The following is a 19,924-nucleotide window of genomic DNA, read 5'->3' on the forward strand; positions in this document are numbered from 1 at the left end:
AGCAGCAGAGGAATTGATGAATGTCAGTTCTTCTGTTGTTTTTTATTTATATTACGTTTAAAATATAGTAAATAGTTACAGGATGCTTTGCTTTGGCATTGTAGTTAATCAAAGTTGAGGTGAATGCTTATGGAAATGGAACGAATCAATGATAATACAATCCGGGTTATGATCGGCAACGAAGACCTACAAGACCGTGGTACTTCTGTGCGCGATTTACTTAGCGATCGTGACAAGATTGAATCCTTTTTTTATAATATTCTTGCCGAAATTGATACTGGCCAAGATTTTGTTAATAATGACAAGCTTTCTTTTCAAGTGCTACCAAATCAAAATGGTTTGGAACTCTTTATCTCCCGTGTCGGTGATGAGGAGGCATTAAGTAGCCTTTTGGCTAATATTGTTGGCGATGATGTTGATGATCAACTGAATCATCAAGAGAGCACCGAATCGATTGATGATGTGCCATTGGATAAAAAGATGGCTTTGCTTTCAAACGATGAAGGACCAAATCAGGAGCAGTCTGATGATATTGTTGCTCATGCTGATTTTATTGAGTTAGCAAGTTTTGAACAAGTTTTGAGTTTGGTTGATTGGCTGGATGAATTTGATGGTTATAATAGCCTTTATGCTTATCAAGGCCGGTATTATTTCCTATTTGATTCACGTGGAATGGAATTTACTGCCGACGATTATGACACGTTTAGGGCTAAATTAGTTGAATTTGGTCGCCTGACTAAAATCAGCTATGATGTTCTTGAAGAACATGGTCAAGGACTCTTTATTAACCAGGCGGTTAAGAATATTAAAGAACTATTCTTCTTATGATTTTAATGATGAAATATCGATGGATTATTATTTGATTTTAAAGGTCAAATGAATAGTCTTTTTTATTTTAGAACTAATAATTATCGCATTAGTTATTGTGCAACCTAGACTTTTTCATGTATAATGTCAGTATTATTAAACACTGGAGTATGTTAATGAATATTTTGATGATTGTCACTTGGGTTTTGGTTTTATGGTTTGCTTTCTATGTTATCAATACTTTCGTTACACGTTTTTTGGCTAAGCAACGCGGTACAGTTTTGAAGGCAAATGATTTTATTCAAAAGCAAGAGGATAGTCATGGCCAATTAATTGATGTTCGTGAAAAAGCTCCTTATAAGCGTAGTCACTTAAAAGGCGCACGTAATATGCCGACAATGTCTTTTTCTCAAGGTAAGTCAGGGTTACGCCATGATACTGCGGTTTACTTGTATGGTGATAGCTTGCAAGGAGCCAGCTCAGTAGCTAAGCACTTACGTAAAGAAGGCTTAGCTAAGAGCCAGATTTTCTTGATGGCTGGTGGTTACCAACGTTTTGTTGATGCTAAAAAGCGTTAAAAAAAGAATCGCTTTGGCGATTCTTTTTTTTCGGACAAAACTTATTAAGTTTAAAAACGAGATTGGTGAGCAGCGACTGATTTGCGAACTGCTGCTTTAGAAACTTCTTCATAGTGTTCTTGTTCTTTTTTCTTTGGTGCCTGTACAAACTTACGATATCCGAACCCCGTTGAAAGGGCAGCAAGTGCAGATCCCAATACTCCTGTAGCAAGACCAAGTTTAAATCCATTTTTCATTAACATTTCCTCCGTGTTTCATTTATTAGTATCATTATCGTTTAAATTATAGATTTTGTAAATCCCTTTTAATTGGAGAAATCATGCAAAGTATTCCAATCATTGTCATTGCGGGTCCTACCGCTTCCGGAAAATCGGACTTGGCACTAGCCATTGCCAAAAAATATAACGGAGAAATTGTTTCCGCAGATTCAATGCAGGTGTACAAGCAACTTGATATTGGGACTGCCAAAACTCCAGTTGTTGAACGTGATGGCATTAGCCATCATTTGTTAGATTTGTGTGAACCGACAGAAGAATTTTCGGTTGCAAATTTTATTGATTTGGCAGACCAGGCAATTGAAGAAATTTCGGCAGCTGGTAAAGTACCGGTGATTGTCGGTGGGACCGGGTTTTATGTCAAAGCCTTGTTGGGCTTTCAACCATTAGACTATGCTAAATCAAACCCGGAAGAGGTTGCAGCGGCAAATCTGAAGTCAATCGCAGAATTACAAGCTGAATTAAAAAATCTTGCTGACCAGGATTTCATCAGTCATGTTGATTTGAATAATCGGGCTCGGTTAGTTCGGGCAACTCAAATTGCTAAAAATGGTCGAACAGAGCGACCGGCAAGGACTGTCAACTACAATCCGTTGGTTTTGGCCCCTGATTGGCCGAGAGAGGTCCTCTACGACCGAATTAACCGTCGGGTTGGCTTGATGGTCGACCAGGGTTTGGAGGCTGAAGCCCGTCTTTTATTTGATTTGGGTGGAAGGACAATTCAAGCCGGACGCGGAATTGGCTATGCGGAATTTTACCCATACTTTGAAGGGCAGGCGACACTCGATGAGGTTGTTAGTCAAATACAGCAAAACTCGCGCCGATACGCCAAACGTCAGTTAACATATTGGCGTCATCAAATTCCTGGTTTACAATGGATTGACGGCCGGAACGCATTAAGCGAAGCAGACCAGGCGATAGCAGATTTTAAAGCAATGAAGGAGACTAAGCATGGGCTATGAGCAAGCATTAATCGACCTAAAAAATGGTGAAATTGACAAAATTGAAATCAATCCACAAAGTTTTCCGGCTTTTCAAAAGGCTTGGTCAGCCTTTCCATACCAAAACGCGGTAAAGGGCATTGCTCAACGCGCAGGTCAAGTCACCTATATTCGCACAAAATAGGCACTATCAATTGACTAAAGTGTGCTACAATAACAATTAAGTAAACTATACAAAAAATAGAACTGGTTGATAAATCAGTTATCACTGAGAGGCAAAATCGTGGCATTATCATTTGGACAACATAACGTTGGTATTGATTTAGGAACGACAAATACTTATGTATACGTCGAAGGTAAGGGAATCGTTTTACGTGAACCTTCTGTTGTTGCACGGAACACTGAGACGCAAGAAGTTATTGCAGTCGGTGAAGAAGCTCGGGCAATGTTGGGACGGACTCCAGCAAGTATTGCGGCCATTCGCCCAATGCGTGATGGTGTTATCGCTGATTATGACACAACTGTTGCCATGATTTCTTATTACTTGAATAAGGCCCTTGGTGGTCGCGTGGGTAAGCCTTATGTGACTTTGGGTGTTCCAGCACGTATCACAGCCGTGGAACGTCGTGCAGTGATTGATGCTGCTCGCGTTGCGGGTGCAAAGGATGCATACGTCATCGAAGAACCATTTGCAGCTGCTATTGGTGCCGGTTTGCCAGTCATGGAACCAACTGGATCAATGGTTGTTGATTTGGGTGGGGGAACGACTGATGTTGCGACAATTTCATTAGGCGGAATTGTAGCAGCCCGGTCAACTCGCTTTGCTGGTGATAAGTTGAATGATTCAATCACTTCTTACATCCGTAATAACTACAACTTGGCAATTGGTGAATCAACTGCTGAACGTTTGAAGATTGAAGTTGGAACTGTTTCTCTTGAAGACGCAATGACAATGGAACCAACAACTGCTCGTGGTCGTGATTTGTTGACTGGTTTGCCAAAGACGATTGAAGTTCAGGCAATTGACGTTGCTAAGTCAATTCAAGACCCAATTAACGCCATTGTTAACTCAATTCGCGAAACGTTGGAATCAACACAACCTGAAATTTCTGCCGATGTTATTGACCATGGAATGGTCTTGACTGGTGGTGGAGCACAATTACGTGGTTTGACGACCTTAATTGAAGGCGTTACTAAGGTCCCAGTTATTGTTGCTGAAGATCCACTAGATGCCGTTGTTAAGGGTGTTGGTGAATCATTGAAGTCGTTGGAAGTTTTCCAACGCAGTTAATCGATTAGTCAAAATATCTGCTCAAGAAAGCGTAGCGCTTGCGCTGCGCTTTTCTTGTCAGGTCAGTTAAACTGGGAAGGAATATTTCATGCGTAAGTTATTCTCATCCAAAACAGCGGTTATTTTGATGGTTAGCTGTTTGGTTATTGTGGGGTTAATTACTGGCTCAAATTGGTGGGCTAATAAGACGAACACGCCGCCACTTTTTCAACGAGTGTTGAATGATGTTACTGGTGGTGTTTCCAGCGTAATTTCTGTACCAACTAATGCCATCGGAACAAGGGCCAATTCGGTTTCAAATCTTTTATCAACTTTCGAAGAAAATAAAAAATTAAAATCAAAGTTGAACGGCTATGCTCAAAACCAAGTCAAATTACAGACGCTTGAAGCAGAAAATAAGTCTTTGAAGAACCAACTAGGTTTGAAGGCGACTTTGACGGACTATGAAACGGTATCAGCAGTGACCATTGCTCGGTCACCAACCACTTGGCAATCGCAATTAGTGATTAATAAGGGTGCTAAGTCTGGTCTGAAAAAGGGTATGCCTGTTATGGGTGACAGCGGTTTGATTGGTCGAATTTCTGAAGTTAACACCGTTAACTCAAAGGTTACCCTGGTATCAGATAACAGTGAAGATACTAACCGCTTTGCAATTACCATCAAAGGTAGTCAGGGTGATGTGAACGGAATTTTGACTGACTATGATGCTAATCAAAAATTGTTGATTATGGGTCAAATTACCGAAACCCAAGCCGTTAACCCAGGTGATAAGGTTGTTACCTCAGGCCTTGGTGGTTTGATGCCAGATGGTATCTTAGTTGGTAAGGTTTCCAAGGTAACAACTGACGATTATGGATTATCGCGTAAAATTTATATCCAACCAAGCTCAGACTTATCACGGATAAGTTCGGTCTTAGTTGCGAAAACAGAGGTAGGATCATAATATGGCAAGTTGGCGTTTTGTGCGAATAAAAATAGTTTATCCAATTGTTTTAGTATTATTATTTTTAATCGACGGAAATTTGATGTCATCATTTGGCACACTTTTGCTCCATCCGCCATTTCATATCGTGCCAACCTTGACCCTAATTTGGTTGTTTTATGGCATTCAATTTGAAGTTGCTGACCATGTACCTTTTTATTTTTATGTCATCGGGATTGGTTTGCTGTTTGATATTTACTATACGGGGATTTTAGGAACTTATACGGTCGCTTTCCTTGGAGCAGCTGTCGTTATGCTTAAGTTACGGCCATTCTTCGATGAACGGTTGATGTCTGGCTTGCTATTGCTGCTAATCGGGATAACTGTTTATTTTGTAGTAACCTATTTAGCTGGATCATTAATTAATATTTCGAACTTATCTTTGATCCCGTTTTTGGTCAAAGAACTCCTACCAACTGCGGTAATGAATTTGATCATTGCAGCGATTGGCTATTATCCAGTCTGGTCTTGGTACCAAAGATTAATCTAACCTTGCTTTTTAAAAAATTGCTGGGTATAATGACAATAATTAAAACGTTGACTAGGCGAGTAGTCGAGACATTCTTTTCAGGAAGCTTACGGGAACTGCGAGTAAGTAAGATGTCTTGGTGAACCACCCCTGGGAGTGTGCTATTGAACCTTAAGTAGGTAGCATCGGTTGTGTCCGTTATCGCACCGGCCGTTAGGAGACTAACGCCACGAGGTTTCTTTAGTGATAAAGGAACAACGAAGAGGTGGGACCGCGTCTATTCGCCCTCTAAGTGCTACGGCACTTAGGGGGCTTTTTCTATTTCCCATCGTTTTAATCCATATTTTTTGAAAGTGGGGAAATCCAAATGAATTATTTTTTTGAAATTTTACCGAACATCACAGCCGGCCTCAAAATGACGCTGGGAATTTTCTTTGTTACTATTATCGGTTCAATCCCATTGGGGATTGTTGTTTCCTTAGCCATGCGGTCGCCATACTTTAGTATCCGTTGGTTGGTTAACGGCTATATCTGGTTAATGCGAGGAACGCCCTTGTTGCTCCAATTGATTTTTATTTACTATGGTTTGGCCATGGTTGGGGTAACCTTTACTCGTTTTGATGCAGCCGCCTTTGCCTTTATTATTAACTATGCGGCCTATCTGGCTGAAATTTTCCGTGGTGGCTTACAAGCAATTCCTAAGGGCCAATTTGATGCCGCCCAAGTCTTAGGCTTGAACAAAATTCAAACCTTTTTCAAAATCGTATTGCCTCAGGTGATTAAGATTGTCGTTCCTTCTTTTGGAAACGAAGTCGTGAACTTGGTAAAGGATACATCATTGATTTACGTGATTGGTTTGGGGGACATCCTCCGTGCCGGATCAATTGCAGCGGCACGTGATGTTTCGTTGGTTCCTTACGTGATTGTTGGTGTGCTGTACTTGATTATGACAGCCATTGTGACACTCGCTCTACGCTACAGCGAGAAGCGCTTGAATGTCTGGAGGTAAAAAAGATGATTAAAATTAAAAATTTAACCAAGACCTATGGTGACAAGGTGATTTTTAAAGACCTTTCATTGGACCTTGAGGATGCCGAAATTTTGGTTGTCACTGGACCTTCAGGAAGTGGAAAAACAACCTTGATCAAGACACTAACTGGGTTAGAAGACGCCCAAGCTGGTGAGATTGACTTAAATGGCCAGACTTACCAGGTGGGTGATCCAGCACTAGCAGCTAAGATTGGCTTGATTTTTCAAGACTTTAACCTGTTTCCGCACCTAACAGTTAGAAAGAACCTGACCTTAGCTCCAATGACAGTGAACAAAGTTAGTGCGGCTGAGGCCAATACTAAAGCAGACGAGCTATTAGAGACATTGGGCCTAACTGAACAGGCCGATTCATATCCATACCAGTTATCTGGTGGGCAAAAGCAACGAGTTGGGATTGCCCGGGCCTTGGCCATGAATCCCCAAATTATTGCCTACGACGAACCAACCTCAGGATTAGATGGCAAGACAACCGACCAGGTTGTTCAGGTCATGCTCGACTTGAAAAAAGCCGGAGTTACGCAATTAGTCGTGACCCACGACTTGCCGTTCGCCGACCAGGTTGCCGATACTGTCTTTGATTTTGAAAAGGAGGTCCGGCGGTCATGATTTCTATGAAGAAAAAAATCATTGTGAATACAATTGTGATTGTTGCCTTTCTAGCAATTGTTGTTAGCTGCGTTGCCTTTCTGACGAAGCCAAAGGATAGTCATGCCGATACCAAGGATACTTGGTCTAAAATTGAGGCCAACAAGTCGATTACGATTGGTTTGGACGATACCTTTGTGCCAATGGGCTTCCGCGACAAGTCTGGTCAACTAGAAGGATTTGACATTGATTTGGCCAACAAGGTCTTTGCTGACTTGGGCATCAAGGTTAAGTGGCAGCCAATTGACTGGTCGATGAAGGAAACTGAATTGAACACAGGAAATATCGATGCTATCTGGAACGGCTATACGAAGACACCGGAACGGGCGAAGCAGGTTGCCTTTTCAAAGGTCTATCATAACGTGGCAATGTCGGTTGTTGTGAAAAAGGGCCAGGGTATCGATAAGTTCTCAGACATGTCTGGTAAGATTTTAGGGGCACAAACGGGTTCATCAGGGGAAACAGTCCTAAACGATGAACCGAAGGTCTTGAAGCAATACATTAAGGGGCAAAAACCAGTTGAGTACGATACCTTTGATAAGGCCTTTACCGACCTGAATGCTGGTCGAATCAATGGTTTATTGGTTGATGAAGACTATGCTCGTTACTACATTAGTCACCAGGCTAACCCGGATGATTATGAAGTTTTGAAGGGGTCTTTCCCTGAAACCCAAGATGTTGTTGGTTTCCGAAAGGGTGATGTCAAATTACGCAAGGCGGTTAACAAAGAACTAACCAAGTTGACTAAGGATGGGTTCTTGAACAACTTGCAGAATAAGTGGTTCGCTAAAAATTAATAATCCTTTACAAAACGCCGAAAGGCGTTTTTTATTGGGAATAAATCGGGTAAGATAAGCATATGAAAAAAACGACAACGATAGCACCTGGAATCAGCCTGGTTCACCAACTAAGCCAGCAATTCCAAACAATTAATCTGACAATTACTTTTGCTAGCAAGGCCCAAAAGGGGGAATCCGCTAAGCGAGCCCTTTTGTCGTATTTAATGGCTGTATCTTCTAAAAAGTATCCCAATCAAAGGCTCGTTTCAGAAGCCTTGATTGATAACTTTGGGGCTGGCTTCCAAACTAAGGTTTCTAGCTTAGGTGATTTAAACTTGCTAACGGTTTCTTTGCAAATTATTCAACCCGGTCTGCTGCCAGAATCAGCAGACCTATTGGTACAAAGCCTCGATTTTCTGAAAGAAATGATTTTTAATTTTGACTGGCAGAGTTCAGATAGCCAGGCGGTTTTGGACCAAGAAAAGCAAAATCTTATTCAAGCAATCCTGGGACGTCAAGACGATAAGGTTTTATTGGCACTAGATCAGGCCCGTGAAATTACTTTTGCTGACCCGGCTGCCCAGGAATCTGTCTTAGGTAGTGTAGAGGAAGTCCGTCATCTCAGCCTTGCTGACCTCCAAAGAGCTCAGTCTGCAATGTTGAACCTGGACCAAGTCGTTGTCTCGGTAGTTGGTGATGTCAAAACTGCAGACTTGGCGAATATTTTTAAATCCTGGCCTTGGCCCGACAATGAAAACCGTCAGACACTTACTGTGGAAAAACCAAAACTAGGGCCTGAATTGACGTTAAATCAAAAGAAGAAAGATTTGACTCAAGCAGTTCTTGTCCAAAATTATCAATTACATGGTGATCAAGCAGAATCACACCAACAAAACCATTATGCGACGTTAATTTTTAATACAATATTTGGTGCTAGTCCCGCTAGTCGGTTATTTACCCAAGTTCGAGAAAAGTATAGCCTAGCCTACAACGTCTCATCTCGGTACCAATCAGACCTTGATTTGATTACCGTAGTGGCCGGTTTTGACGCCCGTAACCTCAACAAGGTTCAAGACCTAATTCGCCAACAAATCAACTTCATGCAATCTGATGATATTGGCAGCGAAGCGGTGGAAAATGCGAAAAAGGTTTTGATCAATGACTACTTAGTTCGTCAAGATTCACCGAACTTTCGGGTTGTCTCGTTAGCAGCACAAAGCTTAAAACAACGAGAGACGAGCGAGGCAGACTTTATTAAGGGCGTTCGGGCTGTTAAAACTGTTGACGTGCAATTGATTGCTCAACGATTGACACCACAAACAACCTACGTGCTCCAACCAGAATAGCGAGGAAGAAGATAGCTGTGAAAAAAGAAGAATCTAAAAGCGTCTATCGCTTTCAAACAACGACAGGGTTAGCTGTGAATTTGATTCAAAAACCTGGCTACCATCAATTTTTAGGGGCACTGACGGCACGGTTTGGGGCGTTAACAACAGAATTTAAAATTGGTTCGGGCCAGAAGATTGACATTCCAGCCGGAACTGCACACTTTATGGAACACAAGGTTTTTGACAAAAAAGAGGGGGATGCCTTAGTTAAATTTACTAACTTGGGTGCCGATGCGAATGCTTTTACAGGGTCAAAGCAAACGACTTATTACTTTACGGCCACTAGTCAGGTCGAAGAAAGCCTTTCTTGGTTACTAACATTTGTTCAAGAGCCATACTTTGACCAGGAAAAAGTTGACCGTGAACGGGGAATTATTGAAGAAGAAATTAATCTCTATCAGGATGATCCGCTTTGGCAGTTATATCAGGGAATTTTGAACTTGCTCTATCCTGGTTCGGCCTTGAGTCAAGACATTGCTGGTAGTTCTGCTAGTTTGAAAAAAATTTCGGCTGACTTGTTGTACCAAATTCAAAGTGCCTTTTATCAGCCAAAGAATCTGCAACTAACCGTTGTAGGGAATTTTAAAACCAGCGACATTGCTGCCTTGATTGAAAAGACAGAAGCAAAGGTTGCTGGTAGCCCACAAACGGTTATTGTGCCCGAAGAGAAATTAAGTCCTCAGGTTGTATTCGATCAAAGAAAGAACTTTCCGGTCTCTGTTACCAAGGGGGTCTATGGGTTACGACTAGCCGAAAATTCACCAGAATTGACCGATTTAGAACGAGTGCGCGAAGTCTTGTTAGCAGACCTCTGCCTAGATTTGGTCTTTGGAGATCAAACCGATTGGTTCCAAGACCAGTATGCAGCAGGAATATTTGGGGATGATTTTGATTACGAATATAATAGTTTGAATCAGTATCAGTACCTGGCCCTCTTTGCAGACGGCGATAACCAAGATCAGGTCTATTCAGTTTTAAAGGCTCGTTTTGAAGAGGCAGAAACAGTTTTGCTCCAAAGCCAAGATGATTTTGAGCGAATTCAAAAGGCCGTGGCCGGTCAAAATTTAGCCAGTCAAAATGTACCTGATCGGTTAGGGCTTGATGAAGATTTAGCCTTGTATGGTTTATCACTATTTGATAAAATGAAACTAATAACGGGTTTTTGCTTAGATGATGTTGTCGAATGTGGTCACCACCTCTTTAAAAGTGGGCGGTTGACACGTTTAGTATTAGAAAAGTAAGAGAAAAATGACCGAATATTTTACCAGTGACCTTAGTCAAGAATTAAAAGCAGCACGGTTAGCAAAAGGTTATTCACTTGACCAACTAGCTGAAATTACTAAAATTCAGCCTAAATTTTTGCGTGCAATTGAAGATAATGATGAAGACTCATTACCAGAGCAGTTTTATGCTCGAGCATTCGCCAAGCAGTATGCCAAGGCAGTTGGCTTGAATCCAGATGAATTTTTTGAGGAAGCCGACTTTGACCCACAAATCATTAATGATTTATCACATGCTCACCGAGACGATGATGGTGTTGTTCGTGCGGGCACAAATACGACAATGACTTTCAAATCAAAATTCCGTGGTTGGATTCCAAAGATTTGGTTATTGATTATTTTAGCTGTCGGCCTATTTTTGGCTTGGTTTGTTGTGACCCGAGTTAGCTCAGGGTCAAACCAGTCTGGGTCAAACAGTCAAGTTGAGGTTACCTCATCTTCAGTACCACAATCGTCATCTTCAGCCGCCTCATCATCAAGTAATAAAAATGCTTTGACAATGGGAACAGCACAAACCAATGTTGCCCAGCTAACAACGACTTATAATGTTGCTAGTCAGCTCACCAACGACCACAAGTTATTGGTTAAGGCTCAAAATGGTGGCACAACTTTGAAGGTTACTGACGGAACTGGTAAGGTTTTGTACAACGCCTGGATGAACCAAAATACTGAACAGACAATTGATTTGCCAGCTAATACGCCAATCATCAATATTCAGTTGTCACAGGTTAGCCATGCCGATTTGACTTTGAATGACAGCCAACACGTTGATATTCCAAACCTACCAACTAATCCGGCAGCGACGACTTGGAATGTCGTCTTGAATTTTAATAAGTGAGAATAGAATGAATTTACCTAACAAATTAACGGTTTTTCGGATTATTTTAATCCCTGTCTTTATGGTTGTTTTGGCCTTTTCAAAACACGCAACCGTTATTAACCATGACCTAAACCTTTCAGTAATTTGGGTTGTGGCGGCAATTATTTTTGCTGTAGCATGTATTACTGATTTTTTGGACGGTCAAATCGCCCGACGTCAACACTTAGTGACTAACTTTGGTAAGTTCTTTGACCCATTGGCTGATAAGTTGTTGGTCATGACGGCCTTGATTTACTTAACTTCTTTCCACCAAGTACCCGCCTGGGTAACAGCCGTGATCGTGATTCGTGAACTCGCTGTGACTGGCTTGCGAACATTGGTCGTTGAAAATAATGGTACGGTCATGGCTGCGGCCTGGCCCGGAAAAATCAAAACATTTTCTCAAATGTTTGCCATTGTCTTCTTGTACCTGAAGAATTGGCCATTTGGCTTAATTGACTTTCCGATTGGAGACATCCTGCTTTACTTAGCGGTGATCTTTACAATTTATTCAGGTCTCGAATATTTCTGGAAAAGCCGTTCAGTTTTCTCAGACGGATTATAAGCGCTACGGCGCTTTTTTTCGTACAATTATAAAACAAGCGAATAGATACGAACAAATGTTCGATTAGACCTTGCTTTTTTTCGAAAATATTCGTACACTATTGGTAGACATTGAAGGAGTATCACTCATGGTTGCAAAAAAAACAAGTGCTGATAGCAAAAAGGACGGCCGCCAGGCTGCTCTTGATGAAGCCCTTAAAAAAATTGAAAAAAACTTTGGTAAGGGATCGATTATGACCCTTGGTGACAACGTCACCACCCAAATCGAAACCTCACCATCTGGATCTGTTAAGTTGGATGTGGCATTAGGTGTTGGTGGCTATCCGAAGGGACGAATTGTTGAAGTTTATGGCCCTGAATCTTCAGGTAAGACGACAATCGCCCTTCACGCCGTAGCTGAAATTCAAAAAAATGGTGGAACAGCTGCCTATATTGATGCTGAAAACGCTTTGGATGTGAAGTATGCCGAAGCTTTGGGTGTTAAAAAGGACGAGTTGTTGCTTTCACAGCCCGATACTGGTGAACAAGGGTTGGAAATTGCTGATGCTTTGGTTCAATCTGGTGCCGTCGATATGATTGTTGTCGATTCCGTGGCTGCCTTGGTTCCCCGAGTGGAAATTGAAGGTGAAATGGGTGATGCCCACGTTGGTTTACAGGCACGGTTAATGTCGCAAGCCTTGCGTAAGCTTGCTGGGACATTGAACCGAACAGGAACAATTGCCATCTTTATTAACCAGATACGTGAAAAAGTTGGTGTCATGTTTGGAAATCCGGAAACAACTCCGGGTGGTCGGGCATTGAAGTTCTATTCAACTATTCGTTTGGAAATCCGTCGGTCAACTCAGATTAAAGACGGGGCCGAAGTAACTGGAAACTTGACCAAGGTCAAGGTTGTCAAGAACAAGGTTGCCCCACCTTTCCGTGTGGCCGAAGTCGATATCATGTACGGTAAGGGTGTTTCCCAGACTGGTGAGATTCTTGACCTGGCTGTCGAACAAGATATTATCGATAAGGCCGGTGCTTGGTATGCCTATAATGGTGAACGAATTGGCCAAGGCCGTGAAAAGGCTAAGGAATACCTTGATGATCCTGAGCACGCTGAATTACGAGCAGATATCTACACTCAAGTTCGGGATGCCTATGGAATTGGTGACAAAAAGGCAACAGAAGCTGGTCCGGATGAAACTGATGCAAAGGCTGATGATATCAAGGATGACGGCTTAACTGATGAGCCGATTATTTAAAAATTCTAATGATAAATTAATTTTTTGAAAGCGTTGTGAAACGCTTTTTTTGTTATAATGTGTTTGTTCTGAGTTAAAGTGAATTATTTGTCTTCATACTGTTCATTTTCTTTTTTCAGAGCAACTGTTGTTGTAGGATAATCTTTTGCACCCATTGGGAGAAGAGGCACCATGCAAAGATCGCATCGTGGGTCATGGATATTGGCCACTGTCGTCGTTGTTCTTGCTATCATTTTAGGTTTGGCCTATCAAAATCGTGATAAGCATGGCAACACCGCACCAATTAGTGCAGTTGGCTCAACTGCATTGCAACCCTTAGTAGAAGCTGCGGGTGAAGACTATCAACGGTCTCATCCCGGTATTTCCGTCACTGTTCAAGGTGGTGGAAGTGGTACTGGACTGTCGCAAATTGCACAGGGAGCCGTCTCATTAGGAAACTCGGACCTCTATGCTGAAGAGAAAAAGGGGATTGATACTAAAAACTTAGTCGATCATCGAGTTGCAGTAACAGGAATCACAACAATTGTGAACAAAAATGTCGGTGTCACGAATTTAACGCTGACACAATTAACTGAAATTTTTACAGGTAAAATTAAAAACTGGAAGGAAGTCGGTGGTAAGGATCTACCAGTAGTTTTGGTCAACCGTGCCGCTGGTTCTGGAACCCGGGCCGCTTTTGAAAAGTGGGCCATGGGTGGTCAAAAGAGTAAGACCGCTCAAGAACAGGACTCATCAGGAATGGTGATGTCAATTGTTAAGAGTACGCCAGGGGCAGTTTCTTATGTGTCTTTTGCATACAAGTCTGATGCTGTTAACCAAGTTAGCATTGATGGTGTCAAGCCAACGGATACAAACGTTGAAAACGGAACGTACCCAATCTGGTCATACGAGCACATTTATACTAAGGGACAGCCAACTGGTGAAGTCGCTAAGTTTTTGAAGTTCTTCGAATCTGATAAGGTTCAAAAGAACTATGTTCCTAAGTTGGGTTATATCTCAACGTCAAATATGAAGATTGACCGTGACTTAAATGGTCGCATTACTGTTAAGAAGGGCTAAGGCAACTAATGGATCTGATTACAGAAAAAATTAAAAAGACGTCCTTATCAACTAAACAAGATCGTTTTGGAAAAATTATTTCAGGAATGGCATTGCTGCTGATTACGTCAGTCGTTGTTTTAATTTTCGGTTTTGTCATGACCCGAGGAATCGCAACCTTCACTACGGATAAGGTTTCCGTTTCAAAGTTTTTGTTTGGCACGAACTGGAACCCTAGCGTCGTTGACCCCAAGACTAACCAACCAGGAATTGGCGCCTTGCCTTTGATTGTTGGTTCATTGGCAGTTACTTTCTTGGCTGCTTTAATCGCGACACCGTTTGCGATTGGAACAGCTGTCTTCATGACAGAAATCGCCAAGAAGCGGGGAGCAAAGATTATGCAACCCGTCATCGAATTGCTTGTTGGAATTCCATCTGTTGTTTATGGAGTAATTGGTTTAACGGTTGTTGTACCGGCAGTTCGGGCACTCTTTGGTGGTACTGGGTTAGGAATCTTGTCTGGAACAATCGTTTTGTTCGTCATGATTTTGCCAACCATTACCTCAATGACTGTTGATACTTTGAAGGCCGTACCCCGTCATTACCGGGAATCAGCTTTGGCCATTGGGGCCACCCGCTGGCAAATGATTTACAAGGTCATTTTGCGAGCAGCGACACCAGGAATTTTAACGGCCATTGTTTTTGGAATGGCTCGGGCCTTTGGTGAAGCATTGGCAGTGCAAATGGTCATTGGAAACTCAGCCATGATGCCAACTTCTTTGGTAGCACCGGCCGCAACATTGACCTCTGTCCTCACAATGGGGATTGGAAATACGGTCATGGGAACCCTACAAAACAATGTTTTGTGGTCATTAGCAATGATTTTGTTGCTGATGTCATTGGTCTTTAACCTCTTGATCCGTTTGATTGGTCGTAAAGGAGAACTGAAGTAATGAATGCAAAGACTGCTGATAAAATTGCGACAGCCGTGATTTACGCTATCGCGGGATCTGTTGTCCTTGTGCTGGTAGCAATGCTCGCCTTTATTTTAGTTCGAGGGTTACCGCACCTATCTTGGCACTTTTTAACTGCCCAAGCCCGGTCCTTTGAGGCTGGTGGTGGAATTGGAATTCAACTCTTTAATTCCTTCTACCTTTTGATTTTAGCCATGCTAATTTCTTTCCCAATTGCTTTGTTTGCGGCCATGTATTTGAATGAATACGCCAAGCCAAGTATTTGGATTTCAATTGTTCGTACAGCGATTGAAGTGATGTCTTCATTGCCATCAGTTGTTGTGGGACTCTTTGGTTTCTTGATTTTCGTTGTGAAGTTCAAGTTGGGCTTTTCAATTATCTCTGGAGCCATCGCCTTAACGTTCTTTAATTTGCCAATCTTGACTCGGTCAATTGAAACATCATTGAGCCAAATTCCGGACTTGCAACGTGAAGCGGGGGCCGCACTTGGTTTGTCACGGTTTGAAACGGTGATTCACATCATCTTGCCAGCTTCTGTGCCTTCAATCGTGACTGGGGTCGTGATTTCTGCTGGTCGTGTCTTCGGTGAAGCGGCGGCTTTGATTTTCACAGCCGGTCAATCAGCACCAGCCTTGAACTTTGGTGATTGGAACCCGTTCAATACGGCATCACCATTATCACCATTCCGGCCTGCCGAAACATTGGCGGTTCACATCTGGAAAATTAACTCAGAAGGAATCATGCCAGATTTGTCAGCCGTTTCTGCTGGGGCATCAGCGGTATTGATTATCGTTGTTTTGCTCTTCAACTTTAGTGCACGGCGTCTAGGACAACTTTTGTACAAGAAGTTGACAAAATCGTGAGGTTACCATGACAGACAAAAGTCAAGAATTAAAACCAGTTTCAGAGTTCATCCCAGAAACAGCGCCAGAGCGCTACATCTATGACATGGATGAAAGCAAGCACGAAATCGCGCTTTCAACTGAAAACTTGCAAGTTCGCTATGGCGATAAGCTTTCATTGAGCGAAGGCGACTTGCGTTTCGAACGCTACAAAATCACATCTCTAATTGGTGCTTCTGGTTCTGGAAAATCAACATTTTTGCGGTCATTGAACCGGATGAATGATGACGTTGCGAACGTGACTGGAAATATTTGGTACCGGGGCTTGGATATCAATTCAAAAGATATCGATGTTTATGAAATGCGCCGTCATATTGGGATGGTTTTCCAACGACCAAATCCTTTTGCCAAGTCAATTTATGACAATATTACCTTTCCACTGACACGTCGGGGTAAGTATACAAAAGCTGAGCTTGATGAGATTGTTGAAACAACATTGAAGCAAGCTGCTTTGTGGGACCAAGTCAAAGACGAGTTGAACAAGTCAGCCTTATCATTATCTGGTGGACAAGCTCAACGGTTGGTTATTGCTCGAGCTTTGGCTTTAAAGCCCGATATTTTGCTCTTGGACGAACCCTCGTCAGCCTTAGATCCAATCTCTTCAGCCAAGTTTGAGGACACCCTCCTTGAGTTGAAAAAGGATTATACAATTATCATCGTGACGCACAATATGCAGCAAGCGGCTCGAATTTCTGACTACACGGCCTTCTTTAACCAAGGAAAGGTAATTGAGTATGATTTGACTCGTAAAATCTTTACTCGTCCAAAGGTTGAGTTGACTAACGATTATATTTCGGGGAATTTTGGATGACAGAAAAAATCGAAACAATTTTAGAAACTCGAAACGTTAAACTTTGGTATGGTCAAAAAGAAGCCCTGCACGGGATTGATTTAGACTTTGCTAAAAAAGGCATCACCGCGTTGATTGGTCCTTCAGGATCTGGAAAATCAACCTACTTGCGGGCAATTAACCGGATGCACGATTTGGAAGACAACGTGACGGTCACTGGTTCATTTAATTTGATGGGCAAGGACATATATGCCCCAACGATGGACACGGTTGATTTGCGTAAGAAAGTCGGCATGGTTTTCCAGCAACCTAATCCTTTCCCATTTTCAATTTACGATAACGTCGCCTTTGGCTTGCGAATTGCTGGTGTTAAGGATAAAAAGGTCTTGGACCAAGCGGTTGAGGAATCACTCAAGGCCGCCTCAATTTGGGAAGAAGTCAAAGACGACTTGAATAAGTCTGCCTTGGGTCTATCTGGTGGCCAACAACAGCGTGTTTCTATCGCTCGAGTTCTTGCTACTAAGCCCGATTTGCTGCTCTTAGATGAACCAACGTCAGCTTTGGACCCCGTTTCTGCTCACAATATTGAAGAAACTTTGCTGTCTTTGCGTGACCAATATGCCATGATTATCGTGACCCATTCTTTGTCACAGGCCTCACGGATTGCCGATAAGACGGTCTTCTTCTTGAACGGAAATATGGTTGAAGCAGGCGATACCCGGAAAATCTTCCTAGAACCTGACAAGCAGGAAACTGCCGATTATATTTCTGGCCGTTTTGGCTAACAGTAGAGCTAACATTATTCCAGGGTATTGTAGTAAGCTATTAATACTTTAACCGTTTGCCTGGATGAGAGAACCAGGCTATTAGAAAGGAATTTGCCATGCGTCGATTATTTGATGAAGAACTAGCTGATTTGGATACATCCTTTACTGAAATGGGTGAACAGGTCGCTAAGATTATTCAATCCGCCGTTCAATCATTTATTACCCACGACCGTGAGGGTGCTCATAAGATCATTGATCATGATTATAAAATCAATGAGCGTGAAGCAGCTTTGGAAAAGAAGTCATTTGAAATGATTGCGTTGTACCAACCTGTGACTACCGACTTGCGTGAAATTGTGACCATTTTAAAGGCCGTGTCTGTCCTTGAACGAATGGGTGACCAAGCCCGAAACATTGCGACATCGACTATTCGTGTTAAGGGTACGAAGCACATGAAGGATGTTGAGCAACAGTTAGGCGAAATGGGCGAATTAGTTGCCTCGATGGTTTCAGAAGTCATGGCTTACTATGTTAAAAACGATGCCTTGGGTGCTGAAAACATCGCTACCAAGAACCATCAGTTGTCCAATGCGGCTGCCCAGGTACGGACAGATTCAGTTGATGGAATGAAGGAAGATTCTGAATTAGTTGATTCTGCTGCTGATTATCTGGTAATTGCCGGCTACATTAAGCGGATTGGTGATTATACAACTGATATTGCTGAATGGATTGTTTATAAGCGAACAGGTAAAATCATTGAATTAAACCCTGGCTACAATTACTTTATCTAAGGTCTACAATCAAAAGGAACCCAGCGGGTTCCTTTTTTGTTTGGTCACAAACTTTGTTATAATAGAGACATAAGAAAATGTAATAAAAGGAGGGCCTATGCGTTTTGTAATGCAAGCAGCCATCAATATGGCTGTATTTCTGGCCTGTGCACTATTATTTCCCAATGGCTTCATATTAGCTAATATGGCAACTGCTGCTGGGGCCGCAGTCATCTTGGCACTATTGACACGGCTTGTTAAGCCAGTTTTGGTTTTTGTGTCATTACCGCTAGTTGTTTTAACCTTTGGACTATTCATGTTAGTGATTAATACGCTGTTACTAGAGCTGACAGCACATTTGATACATGGTTTTGCCTTTGCTTCATTTGGTTGGGCAATGCAAGTGGCAGTACTTTTGACGGTAGCTGATTTTACTTTTATGGGTAAACACAAAATTTAAATGGAGGCAAGAAAATGGGACAAAAGACAGTAACTGTAAAGGACTTGGTTGCTAATACTCGGTTGACGATTGTGGCCGGTCATGAATATCTGGACCGGGTAATTACAACGGCTGATATTTCACGACCTGGTTTGGAAATGACGGGGTACTTTACTTACTATGCTCCCGAACGAGTGCAACTGTTAGGAATTACTGAGACGTCTTTCTCAGATCGGATGAGTCATGATGAACTATTAATGGTTTATCGGAAAATGGCTGACGAACAGACACCAGCCTTTGTGGTTTCTACAAACCTGCCAATCGCCGAGGAATTGAAGCAGGCGGCTAATGAAGCCCATATTCCAATTTTGAATACTCGTTTGACCTCATCACAAATCTTGTCCAACATGACCTATTACTTAGGTGGTGAGTTAGCTCCCCGTCAATCTGTTCATGGCGTCTTAATCGATGTGCACGGCTTAGGTGTTTTGATTACCGGTGATGCTGGAATTGGTAAAACAGAATCAGCTCTGGAATTGATTCAACAAGGTAAGGCCCGCTTAGTGGCTGACGACCGTGTCGATATTCACCAAGAAGATGAGCAACGGCTAATTGGGCAACCAGCAGAAGTTTTGCAAAACTTGATGGAAGTCCGTGGTGTTGGAATTATTGATGTTCAACAGGTCTACGGGGCTGTTTCTGTTCGCTCCCATGCCTCAATCATGCTCAATATTCATTTGTCGAACGGTAAGATTGGCGAAGCTAATTTTGACCGGTTAGGCAATGAAAACGACGACCTAGAAATTTTAGGTGTCAAAATTAAAAAAATGGTTGTACCCGTAACTCCTGGTCGAAACACAGCTTCAGTGATTGATGCTGCCGCTGTTAAGTTCCGTACTCAAAATATGGGTTACGATGCCTTGGTTACACTCCAAAATCGGATGGACCAGGCGATGAAAGAAAACGAAAAAGAAGATGAAGAGGCAAGTAAGCATGACTAAAGTAGCTGTCCTTGGAGCGGGTTCATGGGGAACAGCGCTGGCAAATACAATGGCAAAGAACGGAGTGACGGTTAACCTTTGGTCACACCGA

25 protein-coding genes and 1 other annotated feature are annotated in these 19,924 nt (G+C 42.3%); of the genes, 24 read left to right on the forward strand and 1 reads right to left on the reverse strand.

Annotated features, from left to right (window positions below):
- Positions 1–129: 129 nt before the first annotated feature.
- Together AOQ29_RS04645 and AOQ29_RS04650 are read left to right on the forward strand one after the other, a co-directional pair.
- A complete protein-coding gene (locus AOQ29_RS04645; RefSeq protein WP_061993354.1) occupies positions 130–828 on the forward strand; it encodes an adaptor protein MecA in 699 nt (232 codons plus the stop codon).
- A gap of 155 nt (positions 829–983) precedes the next feature.
- On the forward strand, positions 984–1,385 hold the full coding sequence (locus AOQ29_RS04650) for a rhodanese-like domain-containing protein (RefSeq protein ID WP_061993355.1): 402 nt from the start codon (positions 984–986) through the stop codon (positions 1,383–1,385).
- 50 nt (positions 1,386–1,435) lie between these two features.
- On the opposite strand, the gene AOQ29_RS04655 is transcribed toward AOQ29_RS04650, so the two are convergent.
- Complete coding sequence (locus tag AOQ29_RS04655) at positions 1,436–1,621, reverse strand: DUF3042 family protein (RefSeq protein WP_061993356.1); 186 nt, start codon at positions 1,619–1,621, stop codon at positions 1,436–1,438.
- 83 nt (positions 1,622–1,704) lie between these two features.
- Between AOQ29_RS04655 and miaA the strand changes: the two genes are divergently transcribed.
- The 22 genes from miaA to AOQ29_RS08040 all read left to right on the forward strand — a co-directional run.
- Entirely contained in the window at positions 1,705–2,622 is a 918-nt protein-coding gene (gene miaA / locus AOQ29_RS04660; protein WP_061993357.1) for a tRNA (adenosine(37)-N6)-dimethylallyltransferase MiaA, read from the forward strand.
- Complete coding sequence (locus tag AOQ29_RS07800) at positions 2,612–2,785, forward strand: hypothetical protein (protein WP_170124545.1); 174 nt, start codon at positions 2,612–2,614, stop codon at positions 2,783–2,785. Before miaA ends, AOQ29_RS07800 begins: the two co-directional genes overlap by 11 nt.
- 99 nt (positions 2,786–2,884) lie before the next feature.
- On the forward strand, positions 2,885–3,892 hold the full coding sequence (locus AOQ29_RS04665; protein ID WP_061993358.1) for a rod shape-determining protein: 1,008 nt from the start codon (positions 2,885–2,887) through the stop codon (positions 3,890–3,892).
- 88 nt (positions 3,893–3,980) lie between these two features.
- Complete coding sequence (gene mreC / locus AOQ29_RS04670) at positions 3,981–4,835, forward strand: rod shape-determining protein MreC (RefSeq protein WP_061993359.1); 855 nt, start codon at positions 3,981–3,983, stop codon at positions 4,833–4,835.
- 1 nt (position 4,836) lies between these two features.
- Entirely contained in the window at positions 4,837–5,364 is a 528-nt protein-coding gene (gene mreD, locus AOQ29_RS04675) for a rod shape-determining protein MreD (RefSeq protein ID WP_061993360.1), read from the forward strand.
- A 38-nt stretch (positions 5,365–5,402) separates the two neighbouring features.
- Positions 5,403–5,635, forward strand: a binding site (T-box leader).
- A gap of 75 nt (positions 5,636–5,710) precedes the next feature.
- Positions 5,711–6,352, forward strand: a complete 642-nt coding sequence (locus AOQ29_RS04680; RefSeq protein WP_061993361.1) for an amino acid ABC transporter permease — start codon at positions 5,711–5,713, stop codon at positions 6,350–6,352.
- A gap of 5 nt (positions 6,353–6,357) precedes the next feature.
- Entirely contained in the window at positions 6,358–6,999 is a 642-nt protein-coding gene (locus AOQ29_RS04685) for an amino acid ABC transporter ATP-binding protein (protein ID WP_061993362.1), read from the forward strand.
- Positions 6,996–7,835 (forward strand): amino acid ABC transporter substrate-binding protein, encoded by an 840-nt coding sequence (locus AOQ29_RS04690; protein WP_061993363.1) that lies wholly within the window; start codon positions 6,996–6,998, stop codon positions 7,833–7,835. The genes AOQ29_RS04685 and AOQ29_RS04690 overlap by 4 nt, the downstream gene beginning before the upstream one ends.
- Positions 7,836–7,897: 62 nt before the next feature.
- Entirely contained in the window at positions 7,898–9,163 is a 1,266-nt protein-coding gene (gene yfmF, locus AOQ29_RS04695; RefSeq protein ID WP_061993364.1) for an EF-P 5-aminopentanol modification-associated protein YfmF, read from the forward strand.
- A gap of 17 nt (positions 9,164–9,180) precedes the next feature.
- A complete protein-coding gene (gene yfmH, locus AOQ29_RS04700) occupies positions 9,181–10,446 on the forward strand; it encodes an EF-P 5-aminopentanol modification-associated protein YfmH (protein WP_061993365.1) in 1,266 nt (421 codons plus the stop codon).
- 7 nt (positions 10,447–10,453) lie between these two features.
- Positions 10,454–11,323 carry a helix-turn-helix domain-containing protein gene (locus tag AOQ29_RS04705; RefSeq protein ID WP_061993366.1) on the forward strand — a complete coding sequence of 290 codons (870 nt, stop codon included), beginning with the start codon at positions 10,454–10,456 and terminating at the stop codon, positions 11,321–11,323.
- A 7-nt stretch (positions 11,324–11,330) separates the two neighbouring features.
- Positions 11,331–11,909 carry a CDP-diacylglycerol--glycerol-3-phosphate 3-phosphatidyltransferase gene (gene pgsA, locus AOQ29_RS04710; protein WP_061993367.1) on the forward strand — a complete coding sequence of 193 codons (579 nt, stop codon included), beginning with the start codon at positions 11,331–11,333 and terminating at the stop codon, positions 11,907–11,909.
- 127 nt (positions 11,910–12,036) lie between these two features.
- Positions 12,037–13,152 carry a recombinase RecA gene (gene recA, locus AOQ29_RS04715; RefSeq protein WP_061993368.1) on the forward strand — a complete coding sequence of 372 codons (1,116 nt, stop codon included), beginning with the start codon at positions 12,037–12,039 and terminating at the stop codon, positions 13,150–13,152.
- 171 nt (positions 13,153–13,323) lie between these two features.
- Positions 13,324–14,211 carry a phosphate ABC transporter substrate-binding protein PstS family protein gene (locus AOQ29_RS04720; RefSeq protein ID WP_061993369.1) on the forward strand — a complete coding sequence of 296 codons (888 nt, stop codon included), beginning with the start codon at positions 13,324–13,326 and terminating at the stop codon, positions 14,209–14,211.
- An 8-nt stretch (positions 14,212–14,219) separates the two neighbouring features.
- On the forward strand, positions 14,220–15,143 hold the full coding sequence (gene pstC / locus AOQ29_RS04725) for a phosphate ABC transporter permease subunit PstC (protein ID WP_061993370.1): 924 nt from the start codon (positions 14,220–14,222) through the stop codon (positions 15,141–15,143).
- Positions 15,143–16,027, forward strand: a complete 885-nt coding sequence (gene pstA, locus AOQ29_RS04730) for a phosphate ABC transporter permease PstA (protein WP_061993371.1) — start codon at positions 15,143–15,145, stop codon at positions 16,025–16,027. The genes pstC and pstA overlap by 1 nt, the downstream gene beginning before the upstream one ends.
- Positions 16,028–16,112: 85 nt before the next feature.
- On the forward strand, positions 16,113–16,877 hold the full coding sequence (gene pstB, locus AOQ29_RS04735) for a phosphate ABC transporter ATP-binding protein PstB (RefSeq protein ID WP_407645490.1): 765 nt from the start codon (positions 16,113–16,115) through the stop codon (positions 16,875–16,877).
- Positions 16,874–17,641 carry a phosphate ABC transporter ATP-binding protein PstB gene (gene pstB, locus AOQ29_RS04740; protein WP_061993373.1) on the forward strand — a complete coding sequence of 256 codons (768 nt, stop codon included), beginning with the start codon at positions 16,874–16,876 and terminating at the stop codon, positions 17,639–17,641. Before pstB (AOQ29_RS04735) ends, pstB (AOQ29_RS04740) begins: the two co-directional genes overlap by 4 nt.
- A gap of 98 nt (positions 17,642–17,739) precedes the next feature.
- Positions 17,740–18,414 carry a phosphate signaling complex protein PhoU gene (phoU, locus tag AOQ29_RS04745; protein ID WP_061993374.1) on the forward strand — a complete coding sequence of 225 codons (675 nt, stop codon included), beginning with the start codon at positions 17,740–17,742 and terminating at the stop codon, positions 18,412–18,414.
- A gap of 97 nt (positions 18,415–18,511) precedes the next feature.
- The gene (locus tag AOQ29_RS04750; RefSeq protein WP_061993375.1) at positions 18,512–18,853 is read left to right on the forward strand and encodes a phage holin family protein; all 342 of its coding nucleotides are present in this window, start codon (positions 18,512–18,514) and stop codon (positions 18,851–18,853) included.
- Positions 18,854–18,867: 14 nt separating this feature from the next.
- Positions 18,868–19,833, forward strand: a complete 966-nt coding sequence (gene hprK, locus AOQ29_RS04755) for an HPr(Ser) kinase/phosphatase (protein WP_061993376.1) — start codon at positions 18,868–18,870, stop codon at positions 19,831–19,833.
- A partial coding sequence (locus AOQ29_RS08040) for a hypothetical protein (protein WP_242977436.1) occupies positions 19,826–19,924 on the forward strand: 99 nt, incomplete at its 3' end. The genes hprK and AOQ29_RS08040, both read left to right, overlap by 8 nt.

This window comes from Fructobacillus ficulneus (assembly GCF_001047075.2).
In the GTDB taxonomy this organism is placed as follows: domain Bacteria; phylum Bacillota; class Bacilli; order Lactobacillales; family Lactobacillaceae; genus Fructobacillus; species Fructobacillus ficulneus.

Coding starts and splice junctions, on each gene's coding strand:
- AOQ29_RS04645 (WP_061993354.1), top strand. CDS start 130: ATGGAAATGGAACGAATCAATGATAATACAATCCGGGTTATGATCGGC.
- AOQ29_RS04650 (WP_061993355.1), top strand. CDS start 984: ATGAATATTTTGATGATTGTCACTTGGGTTTTGGTTTTATGGTTTGCT.
- AOQ29_RS04655 (WP_061993356.1), bottom strand. CDS start 1,621: ATGAAAAATGGATTTAAACTTGGTCTTGCTACAGGAGTATTGGGATCT.
- miaA (WP_061993357.1), top strand. CDS start 1,705: ATGCAAAGTATTCCAATCATTGTCATTGCGGGTCCTACCGCTTCCGGA.
- AOQ29_RS07800 (WP_170124545.1), top strand. CDS start 2,612: ATGGGCTATGAGCAAGCATTAATCGACCTAAAAAATGGTGAAATTGAC.
- mreC (WP_061993359.1), top strand. CDS start 3,981: ATGCGTAAGTTATTCTCATCCAAAACAGCGGTTATTTTGATGGTTAGC.
- mreD (WP_061993360.1), top strand. CDS start 4,837: ATGGCAAGTTGGCGTTTTGTGCGAATAAAAATAGTTTATCCAATTGTT.
- AOQ29_RS04680 (WP_061993361.1), top strand. CDS start 5,711: ATGAATTATTTTTTTGAAATTTTACCGAACATCACAGCCGGCCTCAAA.
- AOQ29_RS04685 (WP_061993362.1), top strand. CDS start 6,358: ATGATTAAAATTAAAAATTTAACCAAGACCTATGGTGACAAGGTGATT.
- AOQ29_RS04690 (WP_061993363.1), top strand. CDS start 6,996: ATGATTTCTATGAAGAAAAAAATCATTGTGAATACAATTGTGATTGTT.
- yfmF (WP_061993364.1), top strand. CDS start 7,898: ATGAAAAAAACGACAACGATAGCACCTGGAATCAGCCTGGTTCACCAA.
- AOQ29_RS04705 (WP_061993366.1), top strand. CDS start 10,454: ATGACCGAATATTTTACCAGTGACCTTAGTCAAGAATTAAAAGCAGCA.
- pgsA (WP_061993367.1), top strand. CDS start 11,331: ATGAATTTACCTAACAAATTAACGGTTTTTCGGATTATTTTAATCCCT.
- recA (WP_061993368.1), top strand. CDS start 12,037: ATGGTTGCAAAAAAAACAAGTGCTGATAGCAAAAAGGACGGCCGCCAG.
- AOQ29_RS04720 (WP_061993369.1), top strand. CDS start 13,324: ATGCAAAGATCGCATCGTGGGTCATGGATATTGGCCACTGTCGTCGTT.
- pstC (WP_061993370.1), top strand. CDS start 14,220: ATGGATCTGATTACAGAAAAAATTAAAAAGACGTCCTTATCAACTAAA.
- pstA (WP_061993371.1), top strand. CDS start 15,143: ATGAATGCAAAGACTGCTGATAAAATTGCGACAGCCGTGATTTACGCT.
- pstB (WP_407645490.1), top strand. CDS start 16,113: ATGGATGAAAGCAAGCACGAAATCGCGCTTTCAACTGAAAACTTGCAA.
- pstB (WP_061993373.1), top strand. CDS start 16,874: ATGACAGAAAAAATCGAAACAATTTTAGAAACTCGAAACGTTAAACTT.
- phoU (WP_061993374.1), top strand. CDS start 17,740: ATGCGTCGATTATTTGATGAAGAACTAGCTGATTTGGATACATCCTTT.
- AOQ29_RS04750 (WP_061993375.1), top strand. CDS start 18,512: ATGCGTTTTGTAATGCAAGCAGCCATCAATATGGCTGTATTTCTGGCC.
- hprK (WP_061993376.1), top strand. CDS start 18,868: ATGGGACAAAAGACAGTAACTGTAAAGGACTTGGTTGCTAATACTCGG.